This is a genomic window from Verrucomicrobiia bacterium, assembly GCA_019634625.1.
Classification (GTDB): Bacteria; Verrucomicrobiota; Verrucomicrobiia; order Limisphaerales; family CAIMTB01; genus CAIMTB01.
Genome location: JAHCBA010000047.1, coordinates 11,977 through 37,563 on the forward strand (window position 1 = coordinate 11,977; position 25,587 = coordinate 37,563).

The following is a 25,587-nucleotide window of genomic DNA, read 5'->3' on the forward strand; positions in this document are numbered from 1 at the left end:
CGGGAGTCGGCGTCGGCAGGTAGGGCGGCAAAGGAGGAGCAGGAGGCGTTCATGAATGGCGAGAAGACCGGGCGGCATTTGGAGGTCCTCTTTCTGGAGGACAATCCCACCGATGCCCTGCTGGTGTGCGACATGGCGGGGCAGTTGGAGACACCCCGGCTTCGACTGACGAGTGTGGCGCGTTTGACGGAGGCCCTGGACCGGCTGCGGGATGTCCGGTACGACGCGGCGCTGCTGGATTTGAACCTGCCGGACAGCCAGGGGATCGAGACGGTGGATCGGCTGAGGCGCGAGGCGCCGGAGCTGCCGCTGGTAGTTCTGACGGGGACGCGGGACGCCGACCTGGTGTCGCGGATACTGGCGCGGGGGGCGCAGGATTACGTGGTGAAGGGGGATGCCGATCCGCATCTGCTGGGGAAGGCGTTGCAGTTTGCGGTTGAGCGGCACCGGGTTGCGGTGGAACTGGACCGGCGCACGCGGGAGCTGGTTCGGAGCGAGATGAGGATTCGCGAGCAGGCGGTGCTCCTCGACGAGGCGCGGGACGCCATTCTGGCGATCGACATGGAGGGGAAGGTGGGGTTTTGGAACCGGAGCGCCGAGCGGTCGTATGGGTGGATGTCGGACCAGGTGATGGGCCGGGATGTCCGCGAATTTTTGTACCGGGAGCCGCGGGGGGTGGAATCGGCGTGGCGCCAGGTCCTGGAGACTGGCGAATGGATGGGCGAGTTGACCACCCAGACTCGGTCGGGGCAGGAAGTCCTGACCGATACCCGGATGACGCTGGTGCGGGATGAAGGGGGGGCGGCGAAGTCGGTGCTGCTGATTGCCACCGACATCACCGAACGCAAGAAACTGGAGGTTCGGGTGCTGCGATCCCAGCGGATGGACAGCATCGGAGCCCTGGCGGGAGGGATTGCCCACGACCTGAACAACGTGCTCGCCCCGATCGTGATGTCGGTGGACATGTTGCGGGAGAAGGTTGGCGACGAGGAGGGCCGGGCGATCCTGCAGACGCTGGCGGAGAGTGCGCAGCGGGGGGCGGACATGGTTCGGCAGGTGCTGATGTTTGCGAGGGGAGTGGAGGGGCAGCATGCGCCCATCCGGCCGGCCGAACTGCTGGCCAGCCTGGCACGGATCTTCAACGATACGTTCCTCAAGGCGATCGAGATCCGGGTCACGGTCGATCCGGATGCCTGGACGATCCTGGGGGACCGGACGCAACTGCACCAGGTGTTCACCAACCTCGCCTTGAATGCCCGCGATGCGATGGGAGCGGGGGGGGTGCTGGCCTTGAGCGCGGGCAATTTGGTCCTGGACGATCATCAGGCGCGCATGCATCCGGAGGCGACGTCGGGTCCCTACGTGGTGTTTACGGTGGTGGATACCGGGACCGGGATTCCGGCGGAGCTGCTGGAGCGCATTTTTGATCCGTTCTTCACGACCAAGGAGATCGGGAAGGGAACGGGTCTCGGGCTGGCGTCGGTGCAGGGGATTGTCAAGGCGCACGGCGGCTTCGTGACGGTGTACAGCGAGGTGGGGAAGGGGACGACCTTCCGTGTGTATCTGCCGGCGGGGAAGGATGTGCGGGACGTGCCGGCGTCGCCGACGGCGGGCATTCTGCCTCGGGGCCGCGGCGAGCTGGTGCTGGTGGTGGATGACGAGTCGGCGATCCGGCAGATCACCCAGTGCACGCTGGAGGCGTTCGGGTACCGGACGTTGCTGGCCGAGGACGGTCCGCAGGCGCTGGCCCTGTACGCGCAGCAGGGGAAGGAGATTGCCGTGGTCCTGACCGACATGATGATGCCCATGCTGGACGGGGCCTCCACCATCCGGGCGTTGAAGGCGATGAACCCGGCGGTGATTACGGTGGCGACCAGCGGCGTGGGGAACGAGAGCCAGACCCATGCCGCCACGCAGGCGGGGTGTCATCGGTTTCTGGCGAAGCCGTATTCGGCGGCGTCGCTCCTCAAGATTCTGGACGAGGTGCTTGCGGGGGCGTCGGGGTCCGAACTTTGAACGGGCCGAAGAGCCGGCTAGGGGCCGGTCACCCGCTTCAGGGCCCGGTTCGCCATGGTCCCGATCAACCCCAGCGCGGTGATCGTCAGAATAATCCCGCCGACGATCATCCAGCGCGGCTTCCCGACATCCGACCAATCGACGATCTGGCTGCCCACCAGGACTGCGGCAAAGGTCCGGGGCGCCATGCCGAGGAGCGTTCCCAGCAGGTAGGTGTGCCTGGCGACCCCGGAGGCGCAAAGGGCCAGGTTCATCAGCGCGAACGGCGAATTGGGCGGCACCCGGACGAGCGTCACGATTAGGAGGGCCCTGCCGAAACCGGATCCCACCAACGCATCCCGAATGGCCCGGACCCTGGCCTCGCGCTGGATCTCGCGCTCGATACGGGCCCGGGCGAGCCTCCCGGAGATCAGAAAGCCCACCATGGACGCGCCGCCGAATCCGACCCAGGCCGCGCCAAACCCGGCCGGAACCCCGAAGGCATAGCCGGCGAGGATCGCCTGGGAGTAGGTGGGCAGGAACCCGCAACCGGCGCTCACCATGAAGAAGGCGATGTACACCGCCATGCCCAGGGCCAGCCGCACCGTCCCGGCCTCGGCTTCGCCGCGGAGCACCTCGGAGATCGGTCCCAGGTTGAACAGCACCAGAAAGCCACCGAGGGGCGGAAGCGCGCCCCAGGCCAGGCCCAGCCACGCCGCGGGACCCAGACGCCGGAAGAAGGCGACGAGCGTGTCCCACTCGGATGCTTCCCGGGGCCGGGTACCCTCCGGCGGTTCCGGTCGATCTCCTGTCGGGTGCTGGCCCGGTTCGGGTGGTTCCATGGATGACCGATCTTCAACCCTTCCGAAGGCCGCAAGGGCCTTTCGTGTTGGGGCCTTCCTTGTTGCCCTTCCGGAACAATGCGCCGACCGGGGGAACGAGCGTAGTCTCCGGACCGATTCCCGGTCGAGGAGGAACCCGATCGAGATAGCGCGACAAGGGCGGCGGAAGGACCGACGATACGGATGGGGCTCCATGGTGGGGGCTCCATGGTGCTTCCCGTTCATGGATCGAATGAACGGAATTCAGAAATGGGCGATGGCTTGGGCTTGAGTCCGGACGGGCGGCACGCGAGGTTTTGCGTGCGTGTTGCTGGACCGATACGAGGGCGGGGCGTTCTACGACGAACTGGTCAACGGGGAGGGCGCGGTGCGTCCGCACTACCGGCGTTTTCTGGAGCGATTCAACTCATTGACGGTGGACGAGTTCCAGCAGAAGCGGCAGGCGGTGGACCTGGCGTTTCTGAGGCAGGGGATCACGTTCAACGTGTACGGAGAGAAGGAGGGGACGGAGCGGATTTTCCCGTTCGACCTGTTTCCACGGATCATTCCGGCGAAGGAATGGGAGCGGGTGGAAGCGGGGTTGATCCAGCGGATCACGGCGTTGAACCTGTTTCTGCACGACATCTACCACGAGCAGCGGATCTTGCGGGAGGGGGTGATCCCGCCGTCGTATGTGTTGTCGGCGAGGCATTTCCGGAGGGAGTTTGTCAATTCGCAGGTGCCGCGGGACATCTACATGCACATCTGCGGGACGGATCTGATCCGGGACCGGGATGGGAAGTACCTGGTGCTGGAGGACAACGGGCGATGTCCCTCGGGGGTGTCGTACGTGCTGGAGAACCGGCGGGCGATGCGGCGGAGCTTTGCGGGGATGTTCGAGGCGGTGGGGGTACGGGGGGTGGCGATCTATCCGGACGTGCTGTTGAAGACGTTGCGTTACATCGCGCCGGCCGGGGTGGCGGAACCGACGGTGGTGCTGCTGACGCCGGGGCCGTTCAACAGCGCGTATTTCGAGCACACGTATCTGGCGAGGCAGATGGGGATCGAGATTGTCGAGGGGCGGGATCTGGTGGTGCAGGATGCGCGGGTATTCATGCGGACGACGAAGGGGTTGAAGCCGGTGCATGTGATCTACCGGCGCATCGACGACGATTTCCTGGATCCGACGGTGTTTCGGAAGGACTCGACGCTGGGGGTGCCGGGGCTGATCCACGCGTACCGGGCGGGGAATGTGAGTCTGGCGAACTCGATCGGGACGGGGATCGCGGACGACAAGGTGATGTACTATTTCGTGCCGCGGATCATCCGGTTCTACCTGGGCCAGGACCCGATACTCGAGAACGTGCCGACGTACCTGGCCAGCGAGGAGGAGGACCGGCGATACATCCTGGAGCATCTGCCGGAGCTGGTGGTCAAGGCGGCGAATGAGTCGGGGGGGTACGGGATGCTGATGGGGCCTCAGGCGGGGCGGGAGGAACTGGCGGCGTTCCGGGAGCGCATTGTGGCGGATCCCAGGAACTACATTGCCCAGCCGGTGATCAGCCTGTCGCGGCACCCGACCTATTGTGACGGGGCGTTCAGCGGGCGGCACATTGATCTGCGGCCGTTTGTATTGAGCGGGGAGAAGATCTTTGTGTTGCCGGGCGGGTTGACGCGGGTGGCGTTGCGGGAGGGGTCGCTGGTGGTGAACTCCTCCCAGGGCGGGGGGAGCAAGGACACCTGGGTGTTGTACGGGGACGAATGACACGGGGGGAACGACCATGCTGAGCCGCGTTGCGAACTCCCTCTTCTGGATGAGCCGCTACATCGAGCGGGCCGAGAACACGGCGCGCATCGTGGATGTGAATCTGCAGATGCTGCTGGATTTTCGGAACCTGGATGACCGGCGGCTGACCGAGCACTGGGTGCCCATCGTGCAGAGCACCGGGGACGAGAAGGTCTTCTTCGAGCTGTACCCGGAGGCCAATGGCCAGACCATCACCGACTTCCTGGTGTTCCGTCCGGAGAACCCGAACTCGATCGTCAGTTCGGTGGCGCAGGCGCGGGAGAATGCGCGGATGGTGCGGGACCAGATCACCCAGGAGATGTGGGAGGAGATCAACCGGCTGTACCTGTTCCTGCGTTCGGCGCAGGCGCGGGAGGTCTGGATGAATGCTCCGGACGACTTCTGCAGCGAGGTGAAACGGTCGTCGCTGTATCTGCAGGGGCTGGTGCAGGGCACGCTGCTCGAGAACGAGGGGTGGCACTTCATGCGGGCGGGACGGATGATCGAGAGGGCCGACAAGACCACCCGGATTTTGGATGTGCGGTACCAGACGCTGCCGACCCGGGGCATGCCGGGGCCGATCAACGAAACGGACGCCCTGGAATGGGTGGCGGTGCTCCGGTCGTGCAGCGCGATGGACGGATACCGGCAGACGTATGGCGCGGATCTCCACCCGGCGCGGATCGTCGAGCTGCTGGTCTTGTCGGATGAGTTTCCGCGATCAGTGCGGACCTGTGTTGGAACCCTGGACGCCGCCTTGCGGCGGATTGGGGGGACGCCGTCGCACCGGTTCACCAACGACGCCGAGAAGCATTCCGGGCGCCTGCTGGGGGAACTGCAGTTCGGGACGGTGGAGGAGATCTTCGACATGGGCCTGCACGAGTATCTCGACCAGGTCCAGGTGCGGCTGAACGCCATCGGCGACGCGCTGTTCGAGGCCTACATCTTCCTGCCTTATCTCGATGCCGATCCCGAAGTGGAACGGCAGCAGCAGCAGCAGCAGCAACAACAGCAGTCGTAGCGCCAACCCCCGTTTCCTGTCCCCGACGGTACCGACCAGAGCCCCCCTGGGCGGCGGTGCGGGGACGGAGCCTGTTTCGTCGGATCAACCCTCCCATTTCCCATGGCCATCCATGTCGCCCTGCATCACCGCACCCACTACCGGTATGAACGCCCTGTTGCCATCGGCCCCCAGGTCATCCGGCTGCGTCCGGCGCCGCATACGCGGGCCCGGGTGCTGAGTTATTCGCTGCGGGTCGAGCCGGGGGGGCACTTCATCAACTGGCAGCAGGATCCGCAGTCGAACTACCTGGCGCGGGTGGTTTTCCCGGAACCGGCGAGGGAGTTGGTGGTCGAGGTGGATCTGGTGACGGAGATGGCGGTGTTCAACCCGTTCGATTTCTTTCTCGAACCGGAGGCGGAGCATGTGCCGTTTCGATACGCCCCGGAGTTGGCGCATGAGCTGGCGCCATTCCAGGTGCGGCTGCCGGAGACGCCGCGGCTGGCGACGTACCTGGAGGGACTGCGGGCCTGGCTGCTCGGGGCGCCCGTTGCCGGAGCGGAAGGCGGGCAGGCGGGGACGCTGACGGGGACCGCTCATTCCGAGGTGGGGATGGACGTTCATCATGGGGGAGGGCATCTGCCTGTGGCGGGGACGGCGGCGGCGCGGAAGGATGAAGACCGGCGGATGCGGACGATCGATTTCCTGGTGGGACTGAACCAGCGGTTGTGGAAGGACATCGGGTATTTGATCCGGCTGGAGCCGGGGGTTCAGACACCGGAGACGACCCTTGAGAAGGGGACCGGCTCGTGCCGGGACAGCGCCTGGCTCCTGTGCCAGGTGCTGCGGCACCTGGGATTCGCGGCGCGGTTTGTGAGCGGGTACCTGATCCAACTCGCGCCCGATGTGAAGTCGCTGGATGGCCCGAGCGGTCCGGAGAAGGACTTCACGGATCTGCATGCATGGTGCGAGGTGTACCTGCCGGGGGCGGGCTGGATCGGGCTGGATCCCACCTCGGGGCTGCTGACGGGCGAGGGACACATCCCGGTGGCGGCCACGCCGGATCCGCAGAGCGCGGCGCCGGTGTCGGGACTGGTGGAGGCGTGTGAGAGCACCCTCGAAGTGACCATGCGGGTGTCGCGGATTCACGAGTCACCGAGGGTGACACGGCCTTACACGGAGGAGGAATGGAGTGAGATCGAGCGGGCGGGGCGATGGGTGGACGCGGTGCTGGCGCGGCACGACTGCCGGCTGACGATGGGAGGGGAGCCGACCTTTGTCTCGATCGACGACATGGACGGGGAGGAATGGAATCTGGCGGCCTTGGGGCCTGGAAAGGACCGGATGGCGGACGAACTGCTGCAGCGGTTGCAGCGGCGCCTGATCCCGGGCGGATTCCGGCACTACGGGCAGGGGAAATGGTACCCGGGCGAACCGCTGCCGCGCTGGGCGCACGTGTGTTACTGGCGGGAGGATGGGGAACCGGTGTGGGTGCGGGACGAGTTGCTGGCCGACCGGCGGCGGGACTACGGATTCACGGACCGGGATTCGGCGGTGTTCATCGAGGCGCTTGCGGAGCGGTTGGGGTGCGGGGTGACGTGGATCCGGCCGGCCTACGAGGATGTCTGGTATCACCTGTGGAAGGAACGGCGGCTGCCGGCGAATGTGGATCCCTTCGAGTCGAACCTGCGGGACGAGGAGGAGCGGGCGCGGCTGGCCCGCCTATTCGAGGCCGGGTTGGACCGGGTGGTGGGGCATGTGCTTCCGTTGCGTCGCGACGGGCGGGATGGAAACGGGGTCTGGGTGAGCGGCCCGTGGACGGTCCGGCCGGAACGGCTTTACCTGATTCCGGGCGATTCCCCGATGGGCCTCCGGTTGCCGCTCGATTCGCTGCCCTGGGTGGTCGAGGGGGAGTATCCGCACGTGATCGAAAGGGATCCATGGGAGCCGCGGGGTCCGTTGCCGGCGCGGCAACGGTGGGTGAGCGGCGCGACTCCGCCACGTCGGCCGATGGTGAGGCCGATGGGGGCCGAGTCGGGAACCCGGGCAGGGGATCCGCAGGGCATGGCGCCTTTGCGGCGGGGCGAATCGGCGTCCTGGGTGGTCCGGTCCGCCCTGTGCGTGGAACCGCGGCAGGGGCGGCTGCACGTGTTTCTGCCACCGATGGAGACGCTGGAGGATTACCTGGAAGTGCTGGCGACGGTGGAGGAGACGGCTGGCGCGCTGGATCGGCCGGTGGTGATCGAGGGCTACCCGCCGCCGCGCGACCCGCGGTTGAACACGCTCAAGATCACGCCCGACCCGGGCGTCATCGAAGTCAACCTGCATCCGGCACGGACGTGGGAGGAACTGACGCGCAACACCGAGGTGCTGTACGCCGAGGCGCGGGAGACGCGGTTGACCGCGGAGAAGTTCATGCTGGACGGGCGGCATTCGGGGACGGGCGGGGGGAACCACCTGGTGATCGGGGGGGCGAGTCCGGCGGACTCGCCGTTGCTGCGGCGTCCGGACCTGTTACGGAGCCTGGTGGCGTACTGGCAGAATCACCCGAGCCTGTCGTTTCTGTTCAGCGGCCTGTTCATCGGGCCCACGAGTCAGAGTCCGAGGGTGGACGAGGCGCGGAACGACTCGTTGCGCGAGCTGGAGATCGCGTTCCGCCAGGTGCCCGGGTCGGGCGAGGTGCCGCCATGGCTGGTGGACCGGCTGTTCCGGAACCTGCTGGTGGATGGGACCGGGAACACGCATCGGGCGGAGTTCTGCATCGACAAGCTGTACGCGCCCGAGGGGCCGGCGGGACGGTTGGGTCTGCTCGAGATGCGGGGCTTTGAAATGCCGCCGCATGCCCGGATGAGCCTGGCGCAGCAGCTCCTGGTGAGGGCGCTGGTGGCGCGGTTCTGGAAGCGACCTTACGAGGGCGGCCTGGTGCGGTGGGGCACGGAGATCCATGACCGGTGGATGCTGCCGCACTTCATCTGGCGGGATCTGGGCGAGGTCATCGCGGAACTGCGGGACGACGGATGTCCGATGCGGGAGGAATGGTTTGCGCCGCACTTCGAGTTCCGGTTTCCGCAGATCGGGGATCTCGAGGTGCGCGACATCCACCTCGAAGTCCGGCAGGCGCTGGAACCCTGGCATGTGCTGGGGGAGGAACCGGCGGCGGGGGGCACGGTGCGTTATGTGGATTCGTCGCTCGAACGGGTCCAGGTCCGGGTGCGGGGCTGGATTCCAGAACGGTTTGTCCTCGCCGTGGGGGGGGTGGCGGTGCCGCTGCATCCGACTGGCACGCGGGGGGAACGGGTGGCGGGCGTCCGCTACCGGGCGTGGCAGCCGGCGAGCTGCCTGCATCCGACGATCGGGGTGCATGCGCCGCTGGTCTTCGACGTGGTGGATGGGTGGAACGGCCGGAGTGTGGGCGGATGCACGTACCATGTGATGCATTCCGGCGGGCGGAGTTACGAGACCCTGCCGGTCAACGCCTACGAAGCGGAAAGCCGGCGGCTGTCGCGCTTCTTCCGGCACGGGCACACGCCCGGGCCGATGACGCCTCGGAAGGCCGAACCTCATCCGGATGCGGATCTTCCGTTCACGCTGGATTTGCGTCGGGCTTGAAGGGGGGGAGTGGGGACCAGGTTGAGTTCGCCGAGGATGCGGGCGGCATCGAGGCCGGAGATGCCGCCGGACTGGAGGTGTTCGGCGGGATCGCGGTAGCCGGGGATGATGCGGCCGAGCTGGTCGGGGGAGGCGCCGAGGTGATCGCGGATGAGTTCGCCGAGGACGGAGCGGTAGTCGATGGCACGTTTCAGGTAGCGACGCTTGACGCCGAACATCGAGCCGTTGGGGCCGTTGATCCAGGGGACTGACTGGCCGTTGGCACGGTCGCCGGGGGAGATGCCGAACAGGCCGGAGCCATGGTCGGAACGGCCGTACCCGCGAAGGGCGCCGCCGGCCACCCACATGACGCCCGCCTCGGCGTGGTCGGTGCCGGCATCGTCGTTCTGGAGGGTGGTGCGCCCGAACTCGGAGAGGGTGACCACCACCACGTCGCTCCAGTGGGCGCGATCGGCGTAGCGGGTGAAGTAGCGTTGGAGGGCGTAGAGGGCCCAGGCGATGCGGCGTTGGAGGTTGGCGTGGGAACCGGTCACGCCGCCTTGGTCGCTGTGGGTGTCGAATCCGCCGAACTCCGTGCCGGCGACGATGGCATCGGTTTTGTTGAGGACGATGGCGGCCGACTTGAGCCGGGCGAAGAAGCTGCTGCTGCCGGTGGGGACGACGTATTTCGAGGGGTCATTGCCATGGAGGGCGTAGCCGCCGTTTTTGGCGTTGGTGGTGGGAAACAGGTGGTAGGGGTCGGTGTCGCCGTCGGTGGCAATGGCATCGCGGAAGGTGTTGCCCGCCTCGCTGAAGTCGAGCGAGGCGAAGATCGAAAGGGTCTCGGCGAGATTGCGGTACTGGAGGTGGAGGAGGTCGCGGTTGCGCTTGTCGGGGAGGGGGGCTTCGAGGGCGGCGCGGAGGGCGGCTTCCGCCTTGGCGGTGCCGGCGGCGTTGTTGGGGATGCCGCGGAGGCTGTAGCGGCCGGGGTCGGAAAGGTTGGTCATCGCCGCCTGGGAGCCGCGGAGAATGAGGGGGAGCGAGGACTGGAAGGAGACGCCGGTGAGGGGGGAGGTTTGGGTGAGCCCGGACTCGATGAGCGTGCGGTAGAGGATGCCGTCGCGGCTGAAGTCGTCGTTGGGATTGCCGGTCTCCCAGTAGTTCTGGGAGTCGAAGTGGGAACGCGACTGCTGGGGGTAGCCGACGCGATGGAGGATGGCGAGTTCGCCGGCGTTGTAGAGGGGGGCGAGGAACTTGAGGGAGGGATGGAGCGCGGCGAAGCCGTTGCCTGAGCGCAGGGCGTAGCCGTAGTCGAAGGTGGGGCGGTTGGGGCCGCTTTCGGGGAAGTCGCAGGGGCCTTTGGCCGAGTAGTCGAGGCCGGGATCGGTGGGGATGGCGAGCGTGGGCCGGATGGACGGGCCGTAGGCGTCGTCGCCGACCGGCAGGACGGAGTTGAGGGCGTCGTTCCCGCCGCGGAGGAAGAGGAAGAGCAGCTTCCTGCCGCGTCGGCCCAACGAGGTTTCGGCGAGGGCACGTCGGACGACGAGCGGAACGTCGGTGAGGGAGGAGAGGGCGGCCCAGGCGCCGAGGGGCAGGACGCGGCCGAGGAACCGGCGCCGGGAGACGATCGAGAACCGGGAGTGCATGGCGGGCCTATTGTTCGTGGATCAGCGGGAGTGAGAGGAGGAGTGCGACCATGCCGCGCAGCCGGATTTCGTAGGGCGACGGGGCGCCGGTGGTGGCGAGCCGGGCGAAGGGATCGGAGCGGACACCGTCGTTGGAAGTGTCGAGGAAGCGCACCGCGAGGTCGCGGTAGAACGCCAGGTTGGCGCGCCCTTCGGCGGGGAAGAGCAGGCCCAGGAAGAGATCGGCAACGGCGTGGGAATCGGCGCGGAGTTCCGCGGGGAGCCGTTGTTCCACGAGGGCCAGAGGATGGACCAGGCTGAAGCCGACCTCGCCCGTCCGCGCGGAATACCCGGACGCCACCGGCATGAGCAGGGCCTGGGCGAAACGGATGCGTTCGGCGAGGGTGCCGGCGCTGATCCAGGGCGGGCCGGACTCGGGATAGCCGTCGGGATCGGTGCGGTCGAAGAGTTCCATGGCGCCGGCGCGGTCCATGAGATCATGGAGGGCGGCCGGATCGACCAGGGTCGCGGGGGCGCCCTGGGACGGGTCGGTCATCAGGGCGCGGACGGCGCTGACCGCGAATTCGAAGGGGGTCTTCACCTTCTGCTGGGCGGCGCCGTGACGGCGGAAGGGATCGGAGGCGAAGAGGGTGGTGAGGACATGACGGATCTGCCCTTTGGGTTCGGTGGCGGCCCAGGCGTCCATGCAGGCCTTCACCAGAGCGGCCTCGGGGGAGAGATCGGGGGCGGAGTAGTCGTAGTGACCGTGATGAAAGTCATCGTGCACGAACAGGCGGCACAGCTTCACGCTGAGGTACTCCTGGGTGAACGGCTGGTCGGCGAGGTGGTTGAGCACCTGGTAACCTTCGCGGATGCCGTTGGTACCGCGGAGGCCCGGCACGGTGAGGGCATAGGGAAGGCCGGCCAGTTGGGGGCCGAACCGGGCCGGGTAGGTGCGTGGCACCCCGGGGTCGGCGGGATCCCCGGAGGGCGGGACGAGATAGAAGAGATGCTTGGGGCCGGTGTCGTGGTTGTAATCCTTGAAGACCAGGGACCAGGTCCCGATGAGATCGTTGGGGCGGGTGGCGTTGGGGGCGGCCCCGGGGCGTCGCAGGTCGGAGAGGGGGGCGAAGGGATTGGCGGCCTGGTCGGGGCGGACATAGCGGACGGACCAGCCGGTCCAGACGCGGGCCATCTGTTCGATGTCCCATTGGTCATAGCCGTTGTCGGCGCCGAAGGTGAAGAGTTCGAGGAGTTCGCGGGCGTAGTTTTCGTTGGCGATGCGGCCGTTGCCGCCGCGGTTGTTGACGGTATCGAGATACAGGATCATCGCCGGGCTTTCGGCGCTGAGGGTGAGAAGTTCGCGAAAGGTGCCGTCGGGGCGGAGCAGCACCTGGCGCCAGCGTTCCAGTTCCCGGAACTCGAGTTCCGTTGCCAGATACTCCTCGGCGCCGCCGCTGTGGTAGGCATCGAGATACCGGGCGGATTTCGAGTGCTGGGTGACGAAGTGATTGTCGAAGAACTGGAGGAGGATCTGGAGGAGCTGGCGCCGGGCGTGGATGGCGTTGAGGGTGTGCCAGGCGCGCAGGTCGGCAAGGTCGGCCGAACCCTCGCTCAAGCGGTCGCGCAGGGTGCCGGGCTGGCTGACAATGCCGCTGCCGGAGAGGCGGATCACCAGGGGCGCCGGCCGGGATTCGGAGGGGCGCCACCAATAACTCAGGGTGTAGGAGCGGCTCGACGAGAGGCTGGGAGTGAGGGTCTGGACGATGGCTGAGGCGCGGGTGGATCCGGGGGAGGAGGCGCGCAGGTGCAGCGCGTACTGCCCGGAACGCCGCACCGCGGCGGTGCGTTCCGAGGCGGCATGGTTGGCGCCGACCACCCAGTCCTCCCCGGACAGCGGTTCCTCGAAGTCTCCGTTGCGGATGAGGTTGGGGCCGGCGCCAGGTTCGGTGCCGGCGACAAGTTGGAGGTCGTCGAGATAACCTTCCCCGGAGGCGATGAGGTAGATGTAGAGCGTCGAGCTGGATCCGGTGCCGGTTGTCGTGACGAACTGCCAGTCTGCGGACGGCGTGCGCCGGTCGTGCGGGAGATCTTCGGGAATGGACTCGGGACTGAGTTGCTCGGCGAGATAGGCTTCCGGGCCGATGGCGCGGACGCGGTCCAGTTCGGAGGGTGTGGGTCCGTAGGCAAGGCGACTTAGTGCAATCGAGGTAAGGAGACTGGCCGGGGAGAGGGGGACGGCCTCGACCTGATAGAATTCCATCGCACCGCCGACGGGCACCGGCCAATCGAGGCCTTCGATCCGGTCGGTTTCCGCGACATAGGGACCGACGACCGCAGGCGCACGCAGCAGGCGATAGGTTTCGGCGTGGGGATAGGGCGTCCACTCGATCCGCCAGGCTTCCGGGCCCGGGTGGAGGGACAGCCGCGGTGGAACCGGGTCGAGAAACGGATCGGCGGGTGGGAGGCTGGCGGCGGGGCCGGCCGGGATGAGCAGGAGACTCAGGACCATCACCGTCCGGCACAGCAAGGAGTTCATGGGGACACTGACGGTGGCGAGCGTATCATGGCGATTCGGATCTGTAAAACGGGGGAATGGCCGTGCATCCCGGAGTTGTGGGTAGAGGCGCGAACTTCGCGAGGCATCGCCTCGGAGGGCCGAGTTCCACGAGGCCGCAACGATGGGGTGCGTTGGGATGAGGACTCGCGGAGCTCGTCCCTCCGATTTGCTGCCTCCTCACCGACACCATGGAGATGCGCCCGGGTTCCCCTCGTACTCGTACTCGTAATCGTAATCGTAATCGTGATCGCCCTTCCGAGCGCCCACGCGGAACGGGAGGTTCGAACAAGACCGAACCCATCGCACCCGCCACAAGGCAACAATCGAAGAGGTGCGCCTGCGGGTTCGAGGACGAGGACGAGGACGAGGACGAGTACCGCCCTTCGGGCTGAGTACGAGTCGCCAGGAGGGTGGGAATTTCGCGAAGCGTTGCCCCGGAGGGCCGGGTTCCACGAGGCCGCAACGATGGGGTGCGTTGGGATGAGGACTCGCGGAGCTCGTCCCTCCGATTGGCTGCCTCCTCAACCGCGACTTCGGGATGCACCGGGGGGCATGCGGCGGGTGGGTTCACGCTTTTGTCCGGCGCGGTGGGGCGGGTAGGGTCGCGGCATTCCCATGAGCGCGATGCGAGTGACGGCGGGGCGAGGAGCCATCCGTGGTGTGGCGGTGGTGGCATTGGCATTGGTGCTGATGGGGGTCGGGGCGTCGGGTTGGGCGCAGGGGACGACAGGCGGGAGCGGGAACGAGGAGGAGCGGCGTCCGCGGGTCGTGTTCCTGATCGGGGAGGACGAGTATTTCACGTGGGAGACGCTGCCGGTGTTTGCGGAGGAGGAGATCCGGTCGCGGGGATTCGAGGTGCGGGTGATCCACGCGGACCCGGGGTTCAAGCATCGGTTTCCGGGGTTGATGGAAGCGATGGACGGGGCGGATCTGCTGGTGGTCAGCGTGCGGCGGCGGGCGTTGGCGCCGGAGGCGCTGGAGACGGTGCGGCGGCATGTGGCGGAAGGGCGGCCGCTGGTGGGATTGAGAACGGCGAGCCATGCGTTTGCGCCGCGGGGCGACGAGGCGCGGCATGGGGCGTCCTGGGAGACCTTCGATCCGGAAGTGCTGGGTGGGAATTATCGCGGACATCATGGGTCGGGTCCGGTGACGGCACTGCGGGCGGCGCCCGAGGGGGAGGGACATCCGGTGCTGGCGGGGATCGACTGGACGGGGGAGACGAGCGTGGGATCGCTGTACCGGGTGCGTCCTCTGGGGGAGGGGGCGCGTCCGCTGGTGGTGGGGGCGATTCCGGGTCAGCCGGAGGAACCGGTGGCGTGGCTGAACCTGGCTGGGCCGCGCCAGGCGAGGGTGTTCTACACGTCGCTGGGGCATCCGGAGGACTTCAAGAGGGCGGCGTTCCGGCGGTTGCTGTTGAACGGGATGTTCTGGGCGATGGGGCGGGCGGTGCCTGAGGCGGGGGTGGGGGCCGGGTCGGGGGAAGCGCGATATGAGCGGTTGAAGCCGGCGGCACCGCCGTTGGAACCGGCGGAGAGTGCGCGGCGGTTCACGGTGGGGGACGGACTGGAGTGGGAGCTGCTGTTGAGCGAGCCGCGAATCGCGCAGCCGTTGCACATCAGTTTCGATGAGCGGGGGCGGCTGTGGCTGGTGGAGTACCGGCAGTATCCGGAGCCGGCGGGACTGACGTTGGTGAGTCACGATCAGTTCTGGCGGGCGGTGTACGACCGGGTGCCGCCGCCGCCGCCGAACCACTTCCGGGGGAGGGACCGGATTTCGATCCACGAGGACACCGACGGCGACGGGCGGTATGACCGGCACACGGTGTTTGTGGACGGGTTGAACATTGCCACGGCGGTGGCGGTGGGGCGGGGCGGGGTGTGGGTGTTGAACCCGCCGTACCTGTTGTTCTATCCGGATCGCGACGGGGACGATGTGCCGGACGGGGATCCCGAGGTGCATCTGGAGGGATTCGGACTGGAGGACACGCATTCCGTGGTGAACAGCCTGACCTGGGGTCCGGACGGATGGCTGTACGCGGCGCAGGGCAGCACGGTGTCGGGGCGGGTGCGGCGTCCGGGGAGCGACGACGAGCCGGTGCACACGCTGGGGCAGAACATCTGGCGGTATCATCCGGAGCAGCGCCGGTACGAGGTGTTTGCGGAGGGCGGGGGGAATGCGTTCGGGTTGGAGATCGACGATCGGGGGAGGATTTTCTCGGGTCACAACGGCGGGAACACGCGGGGTTTCCACTATGTGCAGGGCGGGTATTTGCAGAAGGGGTTCGAGAAGCACGGGCAGCTTTCGAATCCGCATGCGTTCGGGTACTACCCGATGATGAGCCACCCGAACGTCGAGCGGTTCACCCACACCTTCGTGATCTACGGAGGGGCGGCGTTGAGCGGGGCCTTTGACGGGCGGTTGTTCGGGGTGGAACCGATGCAGGGACGGGTGGTGATGAGCGAGGTCCAGAGGGAGGGATCGACGTTTCGGACACGGGATGTGGGCCATGCGGTGGTGTCGTCGGATCCGTGGTTCCGGCCGGTGGACATCAAGCACGGGCCGGACGGCGCGTTGTATGTGGCGGACTGGTACGACTTCCAGATCAACCACTGGCGCAATTACCAGGGGAACATGGATGCGGGGAACGGCCGGGTGTACCGGCTGCGCGAGGCCGGGGGGCGGCCGGTGCGGGCGGAGGATTTGGGACGGGCCAGCGGGACCCGGCTGGTGGCATTGCTGTCCGATCCGAACCGGTGGGTGCGGCACACGGCGTTGCGGGTGTTGGGGGACCGGCGGGACCGGTCGGTGACGGCGATGTTGCGGGAGGGATTGCGGTCGATCGACGGGCCGCGGGCGCTGGAGCATCTCTGGGCGTTGCACGCGGTGGGCGGGCTGGATGGCGAGGCGGCACGGGCAGGATTGCGCCATGGGCAGGCGGCGGTGCGGGAGTGGACGGTGCGGTTGCTGGGGGATGAAGGACGGGTGCCCGAGGGGTTGTTTCCCGGGGTGCTGGCGCTGGCGGCCGGGGAGTCCAATCCGGAAGTGCGTCTTCAACTGGCGGCCACGGCGCGGCGGTTGCCGACGGATCAGGCGATGGCCCTGGTGAGGGGGTTATTGGACAGGGCGGAGGATGCGGACGATGCGCGCCAGCCGTTGATGGTGTGGTGGGCGATCGAGGCCCACGCGGCGGAGCGGGGGGCGGTGATGGCGTTGATGGACACGGCGACGACCTGGGACCGTCCGCTGGTGCGGCGGCATCTCTTGGAGCGGATCATGCGGCGGTACGCGATGCCGGGGACGCCGGAGGACTTGATGACCTGCGCGGAGTGGCTGAGGCGGGCACCGCATGCGGAGGCGCGGGCGCGGTTGGTGGCGGGATTCGAGCAGGCGTTCCGGGATCGCAGTCTGGCGGGGTTGCCGGGGCCGCTGGTGGAGGAATTGGCGAAGGCCGGGGGCGGCTCGCTGGCCCTGCAGTTGCGGACGGGGCGGCGCGAGGCGCTGGGTGCGGCGCTGGGGCAGGTGATCGACGAGGGGGGGGACGGAGGGCAGCGGGTGCAGGTGATCCAGACGCTCGGGGAACTCAGGGAGGTTGGGGCGATCCCGTCCCTGATGACCGCGGTGGATTCGTCCCGTGAACCGGTCCGGGTGGCCGCCCTGGCTGCGCTGTCGGGGTTCGACCGTCCGGAGATCGGGACGGCGGTGGTGGCGAGACTGGGCGATGAGGGGTGGGCGACACCGGCGACACGGACGGCGGCTCTGAGTCTGTTGACGGCGCGGCCGGGATGGTCGGTGCAACTGGTGGAGGCGGTCGGGGCGGGCCGGGTGGACCCGGGTTGGGTGACGTTGGATTGGGCGAGGCGGATGGTCCGGCACCGGGATGAGGGGTTGCGGGAGAGGATTGCGCGGCGCTGGCCGGAGGCGCAGCGGCCGGTGGACACGGAGAAGGACGGGGAGATTGCGCGGTGGGTGCGGGTTATTCGCGGAGGGTCCGGGGATCCGTACCGGGGCAAGGTGCTGTTCCGGGCCGCGTGCGGGAGCTGCCATCGGTTGTTTCATGATGGGGGGGACATCGGGCCGGATCTGACACCGTTCCGGCGGGACGACCTGGAGAACCTGCTGCTGGGGATTGTGAATCCGAGTGTGGAGATCCGGGAGGGGTACGAGAACCTGCTGGTGGAGACGCGGGACGACCGGTCGTTGAGCGGATTCCTGGTGCGGCAGGACGAGCGGGTGCTGGTGATGCGCGGCCTGGACGGGCAGGACGTGGTGTTGAGGCGCGACGAGATTGCGGAGATGCGGGGCACGGGGATGTCGCTGATGCCGGAGGGGCTGCTGGACGGGATGGAAGACCAGGAGATCCGCGACCTGTTCGCCTACCTGCGGAGCAGTCAGCCGCTGGCGAATTGAGATCGGGCCATCCTTCGTGTGAGGGCAAGGCTGGGTTGACGACGGTGCATCCCCAGGTTGTCGGCACCGAGCCAGCGAATCGGAGGGACGAGCTCTGCGAGTCCTCGATCCAACGCTCCACACCGTTGCGGCCTCGTGGAACTCGGCCCTCCGAAGCGCCGTTTGGCGGAGTTTGCACCTCTACCCACAGCTCCGGGATGCACTGGGTTGACGACCTTCCCATTGGCTGCGGTTGGGGATCTCGAGTGGATTCCGGCGGCTCGCCTGGGGCTGGGGCGGCGGGTAGGGTGCGGGGGTGCGATTCGAACTGGAGGCACCGTACGAGCCGGCGGGGGACCAACCGGCGGCGATCGAGGCGTTGACGGCGGGGTTGGAGAAGGGGCACCGGCACCAGGTGCTGCTGGGGGTGACGGGCTCGGGGAAGACGTTCACGGTGGCGAACGTGATCCAGCAGGTGCAGCGGCCGACGCTGGTGATCTCGCACAACAAGACGCTGGCGGCGCAGTTGTACGCGGAGTTCAAGGGGTTCTTCCCGCGGAACGCGGTGGAGTATTTCGTGAGCTACTTCGACTTCTACCAGCCGGAGGCGTACCTGCCGCGGACGGACACGTTCATCGAGAAGGATTCGAGCATCAACGAGAACATCGAGCGGCTGCGGCTTTCGACGATGAGTTCGCTGCTGTCGCGGCAGGACACGATCGTGGTGGCGAGTGTGTCGTGCATTTACGGCATTGGGAGCAAGGACGACTACGAGGCGATGTTGTTTCCGGTGGTGACCGGGGCGGAGATGAGCCGGGAGACCCTGCTGGGGCGGCTGGTGGATCTGCAATACAGCCGGAACGACATCGCCTTCGAGCGCGGGGAATTCCGGGTGCGTGGGGACACGGTCGAGTTGCGGCCGGCGGCGAGCGAGGACGCGGTGCGGATCGAGTTTTTCGGGGACCAGGTGGAGCGGATCACGCGGTTCGAGCCGCTGACGGGGCAGGCGACGGAGACGCTGACGGCGCTGACGATTTTCCCCGGGAAGCAGTTTGTCACGCCGCTGGACAAGATGAAGCGGGCGATCCTGACCATCCGGGAGGAGTTGGGGGAGCGGGTCGCGTGGTTCGAGAAGCACGGGAAGCTGATCGAGGCGCAGCGGATCAAGATGCGGACGGAGTACGATCTGGAACAGATGGAGGAGCTGGGGTTCTGCTCGGGGATCGAGAACTATTCGCGGCACATTGCGGCGCGGCCACCGGGGTCGCGGCCGTTCTGCATCATCGACTTCTTTCCGAGGGACTACCTGCTGGTGATTGATGAATCGCACGCGACGGTGCCGCAGATCGGGGGGATGTACGCGGGGGACATGGCGCGGAAGAAGGTGCTGGTCGATCACGGGTTCCGGTTGCCGAGCGCGCTGGACAACCGGCCGTTGGGGTTCGAGGAGTTCCAGGGGATGCAGCCGGACACGCTTTATGTGAGTGCGACGCCCGGGGCGCGGGAGATGGAGTGGGCCGGGGGGCGGGTGGTGGAGCAGATTGTGCGACCGACCGGACTGGTGGATCCGGAGGTGGTGGTGCGCCCCCTGAAGGGTCAGATCGACGACCTGATCGAGGAGGCCCGACGCTGTGTGGAGGCGGGGGAACGGGTGCTGGTGACAACGCTGACGAAGCGGACGGCGGAGGAGTTGACGGATTACCTTCGGGACCTGGGGATCCGGGTGCGGTATCTGCACAGCGAGATCGATGCGATCGAGCGGGTGGAAATCCTGAGGGCGCTGAGGAAGGGGGAGTTCGACGTGCTGGTGGGGATCAATCTGCTGCGGGAGGGCCTGGACCTGCCGGAGGTGGCGCTGGTGGCGATTCTGGATGCGGACAAGGAGGGCTATCTGCGGTCCACGACGAGTCTGATGCAGACGGCGGGGCGGGCGGCGCGGCATCTCAAGGGGCGGGTGATTCTCTATGCGGACGTGCGGACAGGGAGCATCGACCGGTTCCTGACGATTTCGGCGCACCGGAGGCAGCGGCAGCTCGACCACAACCGGGAACACGGGATCGTGCCGCGGAGCGTGCAACGGGCGGTCGAGGAGGGATTGGCGCCGGGACAGGCGGAGAATTCGCGGGCGATCGGGGTGATCCGGGATGCGGGCGGGAACTACGACGTGGTGGAGACCCTCCGGGAACTCGAGGCGGAGATGATCGAGGCGTCGAACGGGCTCGAGTTCGAGAAGGCGGCCCTGTTGCGGGACCAGATCCAGGCGCTGAAGCAGGGGAGTGGGTTGGGAGGCGACGGGGGAGGGGGGCGTGAGATGACGTATCCGAAGGGGCGCGGACGGAGGGGCAAACGACGATGACCGAGAGCGGGGCATGGGACGAGGCGCTGATGCGCCGAATGGAGGCGTTGGGGGTGGCTCCGGCGGACTTCGATGAAACGTTCGTGCGATCCAGCGGGCACGGGGGTCAGAACGTGAACAAGACCTCGACCTGCGTGGTGCTGGTGCATCGGGCCACCGGCACCCAGGTGCGATGTCAGGACACGCGCCAGCAGGGGCGCAACCGGGCGCTCGCCTGGCGCCTCATGATCGAGAAGCTCGAGGCCGAGCGGGTGAGGCGGGCGGATGAGGAGCGGGCTCGACGGGAGAAGCAGCGTCGCCGCAACCGGCCGCGGAGCCGTCGATCCAAGGCGCGCATCCTGGCCGACAAGGCGCGGCGCGGGGAGAAGAAGGCGGGACGACGCCCGGTGGGAACGGACTGACCTGGCCGGGCGTCGTGGGTTCCGGGCGTGGGTCCGCATTCCTGGCGAGCCTGAAGCCTGACGAGAGGGAACTTCCAGCAGATCGGCTTCGTGTACTTCCACCGTTCAATAATAAGGCAGGCTCTGAGCTATTGACGACGTGACGCGGTCGGGCGCCCACGTTCCGTTCGTTCGGGTTCGTCAATCGTCAATAGTAAAGAGTCTGACGTAATGCATTGGTTATAGTCTATAAAACAAGACTGGTTTATTTTCTGGGTCAATAATACTCCGGGTCAATAATAATTAGTCTGTCTTACTATCTGGTGCGCGAATCGGAGGGACGAACTCCCCGAGTCCTCAACCCAACGCACTACAGTCTTGCGGTCTTGTGGAACTCGGCCCTCCGAAGCGACGCTTCGCGACGTTCGCACCTCTCCCCTCGACTTCGGGATGCACGGGGTTTGGGCTGGATGGGTGGTGGGGAGTGACAAGCAGGGGCGAAACCGGGCAGAAGAGGGGCACGCCATGGCCATGCTTGATTCAGACACCGGGACCGGGAGGAGGACCGGCGGAGGCCGGCAAGGGATTGGGAGTCTGGGCCGGGCGGTGGGGCGGCTGCTTTGGCGAGGACTTGGATGGGGGGGGGTGGCGTGGGCGGGCGCGGTGGGTGCAGCGGATCTTCCGCCATGGCAGGCAATGGATTACGGGCCGTATCTCACCGCTTCGATCGGGATTCCGGGGGCTCGGACCAATATCGCCTACAAGGGCATTGCCGTGAACCTGGGCCGGGCGCACGGCGGCACGGCGAACGAGGCGGTGGTGTTCGACACGGATCTGCTGCGGTATGCGGCGGGATGGACGGGGAATTTCGTGGCCCTGAGGGGGTTGGTGTACGACGGGGAACACTGGACCTACCCGAACCTGGACGGGACCCCGGTGTTCACGAATCCGGCGGAACCCGGTTGGGCATCGAACGAGGAGGGGTGGGCGGATCCGCGTCCCGAACCGTTCGGACCGCTGCCACGCGACTGGGCGCATTGGAAGGGACTTTACCGGCACGGCGGGACGGTGGTGTTTTCGTACACCGTGGGCGAGCGGACGGTGCTCGACCGGCCTTCACTGGAACATGGCGGGGCGGGGACGGTGTTCACCCGGTCCCTCGAGGTGGGTGCGGGCGCGCGAGGGCTTCAGGTGCAGGTGGCGGGTGAACCGGGCGGCCGGATCTCCTTCCGGCGCGTGGCGGATGTGTCCGGGGTGACGGGGGAGGGACCGGCCACCGGGCTATTGGCGATTCTGGGGCGGGAGACGGGAGAGGGGGGGGATGGGGGCGGTCTGCTGGCGGTGGGTGTCCGGGGCGGGCCGGGCGACGCGCAGTGGCGGACGGGCGGCGACGGGAGACTGCGGCTGGCCATTCCGTCGGGTGCGGTTTCGCGGTGGAAGCTGTTGATCTGGCGGGGGCCGGAATCGGGGCTGCAGGAATTTGCAGCGCAGGTGGCGGGGACGGCGTCTCCGGAGGAACTGGGGCGGTACACGCGGGGCGGGCCGGGCTTGTGGCAGCAGGAGTTGGTGACGGCGGGGCGCCTTGGGGCGGAGGAGGGGCCTTACGCGATCGACGAACTGACGGTGCCCGAGGACAACCCCTGGCGGTCGTGGATGCGGTTCGGGGCGTTGGAATTGTTCCCCGACGGGGACCGGGCCGCGGTGGCGACGTGGAGCGGGGATGTGTGGATTGTGGGGGGAATTGGAGGAGGCCTCGAGCGGCTGACGTGGCGGCGGATCGCCACGGGATTGTTTCAGCCATTGGGACTCCAGATTGTGGACGGGCGGATCTTTGTGCTGGGCCGCGACCAGATCACGCTGCTGCACGATCTCAATGGGGACGGGGAGACCGACTTCTACGAGAACTTCAACAACGACGCGCTGGTCAGCGAGCATTTCCACGAGTTCGCGGTGGATCTCAAACGGGGTGCGGACGGTGATTTCTACTACGTGAAGTGCGCCCGGCACGCCCTGCCGTCGCTGCATGCGCAGCATGGGAGTCTGATCCGGGTGTCGCGGGACGGGACGCGGTCGGAGGTGGTGGCCCGCGGGTTTCGGGCGGTCAGCGGGCTGGGGATCGGGCCGGGCGGGGACTTCACCACCATCGACAACCAGGGCCACTGGATGCCGGCGAACCGGCTCAACTGGGTCCGGGAGGGCGGTTGGTACGGCAACAGTTGGGCGGCGAATCCGGACGGGCGTGAGGGTTACGACGAGCCGCTGTGCTGGATGCACAACTTCGTGGACCGGTCGGGCGGGACGCAGTTGTGGGTGCCGACCGACCGCTGGGGACCCTTGCGGGACCAGTTGATCACGCTGTCCTACGGCATGGGGCAGATGTTCCTGGTGCTGCACGAGCGGGGGGAGGACGGGCGCCGTCAAGGGGCGGTCACCCGGTTCCCGGTCGAGTTCGACACCGGGATCATGCGGGGCGTGTTTCATCCCTGGAACCGGCAGCTTTACACGGCGGGTCTGTACGGATGGGCCGGGAACAAGACGCGTCCGGGGGCGTTTGTCCGGATCCGCCACACGGGGCAGCCGTTGCGCATGCCCGACCGCCTGCATATCGCCCGGGACGGGATCGTACTTGGCTTTAGTGATCCGCTGGACCCGGTCAGCGCAACCGATCCGGGAAACTACGATCTGAAGGCCTGGAACTACCGGTGGTCGGCGCGGTATGGCTCGCCCGATCTGCGGCTCGACGGGCAGGAAGGGCGCGACACCTGGCGGATTTCGGAGGTCCTCCTGGCTGCGGATCGGAGGACCGTGTTTCTTCGGGTCCCGCAACTTCAGCCGGTGATGCAGTGGCACCTGGAGTTCGAGGTGCGCGGGGAGGACGGGGCGCCGGTCCGCAATTTTGTCCACGGGACGATTCACTGGAAGGGGTCGCGTGAAGGCGCGGAGGTGATCGGTCCGGTGGCGGCGTCGCGACTGGCGGGGGCGGGCATCGGGGCGGATCGGGAGAAGCCGGGGTTGCGGAGGACGGTGCGTTCCTCTGGCGGAGCGGGCGATGCGCGGGAGGATGTGCAGACGGTGCGGTTGGCCGCGTTGCGGGTGGCGTCCGGGGAATCGCCGTCGGGATTGGTGCCGCCTGGTCCGTTCCGGGCGCGGTGGGAGGGATTTCTGAATCTGGATCTCAACGATCGGATGACGTTCGAGGTGGAGGGACGGGGCGACGTTCGGCTGCGGATCGGCGGCGTGTTGGTGCTGGGGGGCCGGGTGGAGGTTGGGGAAGTGCTGTCGGGAGCGCCGGTGGCGTTGTCGGGGGGGCGCAACCCTTTCGAACTCGAGTATGAGAGTCCGGTCACGGGCGATGCGGTGTGCCGGGTGTACTGGAGGTCGGAACGGCACCCACGGGAACCGATCCCGCCGACGTCCTTCAGTCATGATGCCGGGTTGGCGGAAGCCGGGCCGTGGGACGTCGTGCGGGAGGGACGACGGCTGTTTGGGGAACGCCATTGCGGTGCCTGCCACGAGCCCGGTGCGGGATGGCACGCGGGCGCGATGCCGGAACTGGGTTGGAAGGGGCCTTCGTTCGAGGGGATCGGGGACCGGTTGCACGAGGCGTGGATGGCCGATTGGATTCTCGATCCGCAGGAACAGCGGGCGGACGCGCGGATGCCGGCGGTGCTGCATGGGGTCGGGGCGCGGGACGAGGCCCGGGACCTGGCGGCGTACCTGGCGACCTTGCGATCGGAGGGGCCGGACCGTGGATCGACGGGGCGCGAGGGTCGCCGGGGCGTGGGTGCGGAGGGTGAGGGCGTGGCGCAGGGGGCGCGGCGATTCGTGGATCTCGGGTGCGTGGCGTGCCATCTCGCGCCCGGCGAGGCGGGGTCCGGCCCGGACGACGTGCGGATGAGTCTCGGTCAGGTTGGGGCCAAGTGGCGGCCGGAAGCGCTGGCGGAATACCTGCGGCAGCCCGACCGGCATCACGCGGCCACGCGCATGCCGGACTTTCGGTTGAGCGAGGAGGAAGGCGCGGAACTGGCCGCCTGGCTGCTGTCGGGCACGGGGGGGCAGGGGTTGGAAGGCGGTCACAGCCGGCCTGGGGATCCGGTGCGCGGACGGCGGTTGGTGGCGGAGCGGCAGTGTCTGCAATGCCACGAGGTGCCGGGCGGGATGCGGCCGGGACCGGGGCTGGCGTTGTCGGATCTTGCCGCGGCCGACGGATCCCGGGGCTGTCTGGCGGACAACGCCACGGACCGGGGCGGGGCGCCCCGCTGGCGCTGGGCGGAGGAGGAGCTGTCGGCCTTGAGGGCGTTGGGCGGGTGGGGATGGGACGCGGCACTGAGGTGGGACACGCCGGCGGAGTTCGCCGAGCGTCAGCATGCGGCCATGAACTGTGCGGCGTGCCACGGGCGGGACGGGATTCCGGACCGGTTGGCGGGGTGGATTGGCGGACGGGAGGAGGCATTGGACGAGGATGGCAGCGGCGCCGGAAGCCGGGTTCATCGGGAGCGACCGTCCCTGACCTTCGCAGGTGAGAAGCTGCGGACGGACTGGGTGCGGCGTCTGCTGGCCGGGGAACTGGGCTATGCCACACGTCCGGGTTCGGTGGTCCGGATGCCGGCGTTTCGGGGGATTTCGGCGGGCATGGCGGAGGGGATGGCCCGGCAGCACGGGTATGGAGATCGGTTGTCGGACCGGGCCGGGCCGGGGGAGCCGGATGCCGCGTTGGCGGAGATCGGGCGGCGGTTGATCGGCGTCGAGGGAGGGTTTTCGTGCGTCTCCTGTCACGGGGTGGGAGAACGTGCGGCGCTGGCGGGGCCGGATACGGAGACGGTGAACTTCTCGGTGGTCACGGACCGGCTGCGTCGGGAGTTCTACTGGCGCTATGTGCGCGATCCGTCGCGGCTGGTGCCGGACACGATGATGCCGCGGTTCATTGGGGACGACGGAAGGACGGCGCTGGAGGGGATTCTGGGGGGGGACGCGGCGCGTCAGTTCGAGGCCATTTGGGAATACCTGCGGGTGCTGGGGCGGGAGCGGTGAATTGGCAGGACACGACGCCGCTGGACACGTTGGGCGGGGGGTTCGTAGGGTTCGCGGGT

The 25,587-nt window shown here is 67.6% G+C and carries 11 protein-coding genes and 1 pseudogene; 9 read left to right on the forward strand and 3 right to left on the reverse strand.

Annotated features, from left to right (window positions below):
* Positions 1–51 precede the first annotated feature (51 nt).
* Complete coding sequence (locus KF833_20795) at positions 52–2,016, forward strand: response regulator (GenBank protein ID MBX3747754.1); 1,965 nt, start codon at positions 52–54, stop codon at positions 2,014–2,016.
* Positions 2,017–2,033: 17 nt separating this feature from the next.
* Here the strand turns inward: KF833_20795 and KF833_20800 are convergent, their stop codons facing one another.
* A complete protein-coding gene (locus KF833_20800) occupies positions 2,034–2,837 on the reverse strand; it encodes a TVP38/TMEM64 family protein (protein ID MBX3747755.1) in 804 nt (267 codons plus the stop codon).
* 307 nt (positions 2,838–3,144) lie between these two features.
* Here KF833_20800 and KF833_20805 point away from each other — a divergent pair, with 307 nt between their 5' ends.
* The 4 genes and pseudogenes from KF833_20805 (at position 3,145) to KF833_20820 (ending at position 9,211) form a co-directional block, all read left to right on the forward strand.
* Positions 3,145–4,581 carry a circularly permuted type 2 ATP-grasp protein gene (locus KF833_20805; protein MBX3747756.1) on the forward strand — a complete coding sequence of 479 codons (1,437 nt, stop codon included), beginning with the start codon at positions 3,145–3,147 and terminating at the stop codon, positions 4,579–4,581.
* 16 nt (positions 4,582–4,597) lie between these two features.
* Positions 4,598–5,623, forward strand: coding sequence for an alpha-E domain-containing protein (locus tag KF833_20810; GenBank protein MBX3747757.1), 1,026 nt, complete (start codon positions 4,598–4,600; stop codon positions 5,621–5,623).
* Positions 5,624–5,725: 102 nt separating this feature from the next.
* Positions 5,726–6,091 (forward strand): annotated as a pseudogene (locus tag KF833_20815) (IMP dehydrogenase).
* 123 nt (positions 6,092–6,214) lie between these two features.
* Positions 6,215–9,211 (forward strand): transglutaminase family protein, encoded by a 2,997-nt coding sequence (locus tag KF833_20820; GenBank protein MBX3747758.1) that lies wholly within the window; start codon positions 6,215–6,217, stop codon positions 9,209–9,211.
* On the opposite strand, the gene KF833_20825 is transcribed toward KF833_20820, so the two are convergent.
* Positions 9,163–10,836 (reverse strand): DUF1501 domain-containing protein, encoded by a 1,674-nt coding sequence (locus KF833_20825; GenBank protein ID MBX3747759.1) that lies wholly within the window; start codon positions 10,834–10,836, stop codon positions 9,163–9,165. The two genes, KF833_20820 and KF833_20825, sit on opposite strands and share 49 nt — an antisense overlap.
* 7 nt (positions 10,837–10,843) lie before the next feature.
* Positions 10,844–13,354, reverse strand: a complete 2,511-nt coding sequence (locus KF833_20830) for a DUF1800 family protein (protein MBX3747760.1) — start codon at positions 13,352–13,354, stop codon at positions 10,844–10,846.
* A gap of 636 nt (positions 13,355–13,990) precedes the next feature.
* Between KF833_20830 and KF833_20835 the strand changes: the two genes are divergently transcribed.
* The 4 genes from KF833_20835 (at position 13,991) to KF833_20850 (ending at position 25,528) form a co-directional block, all read left to right on the forward strand.
* Positions 13,991–17,782 carry a ThuA domain-containing protein gene (locus tag KF833_20835; GenBank protein ID MBX3747761.1) on the forward strand — a complete coding sequence of 1,264 codons (3,792 nt, stop codon included), beginning with the start codon at positions 13,991–13,993 and terminating at the stop codon, positions 17,780–17,782.
* Between the two features lie 295 nt (positions 17,783–18,077).
* Entirely contained in the window at positions 18,078–20,117 is a 2,040-nt protein-coding gene (uvrB, locus tag KF833_20840) for an excinuclease ABC subunit UvrB (protein MBX3747762.1), read from the forward strand.
* A gap of 29 nt (positions 20,118–20,146) precedes the next feature.
* Positions 20,147–20,518 (forward strand): peptide chain release factor-like protein, encoded by a 372-nt coding sequence (locus KF833_20845; GenBank protein ID MBX3747763.1) that lies wholly within the window; start codon positions 20,147–20,149, stop codon positions 20,516–20,518.
* A 675-nt stretch (positions 20,519–21,193) separates the two neighbouring features.
* The gene (locus KF833_20850) at positions 21,194–25,528 is read left to right on the forward strand and encodes a c-type cytochrome (GenBank protein MBX3747764.1); all 4,335 of its coding nucleotides are present in this window, start codon (positions 21,194–21,196) and stop codon (positions 25,526–25,528) included.
* Positions 25,529–25,587: the final 59 nt, after the last annotated feature.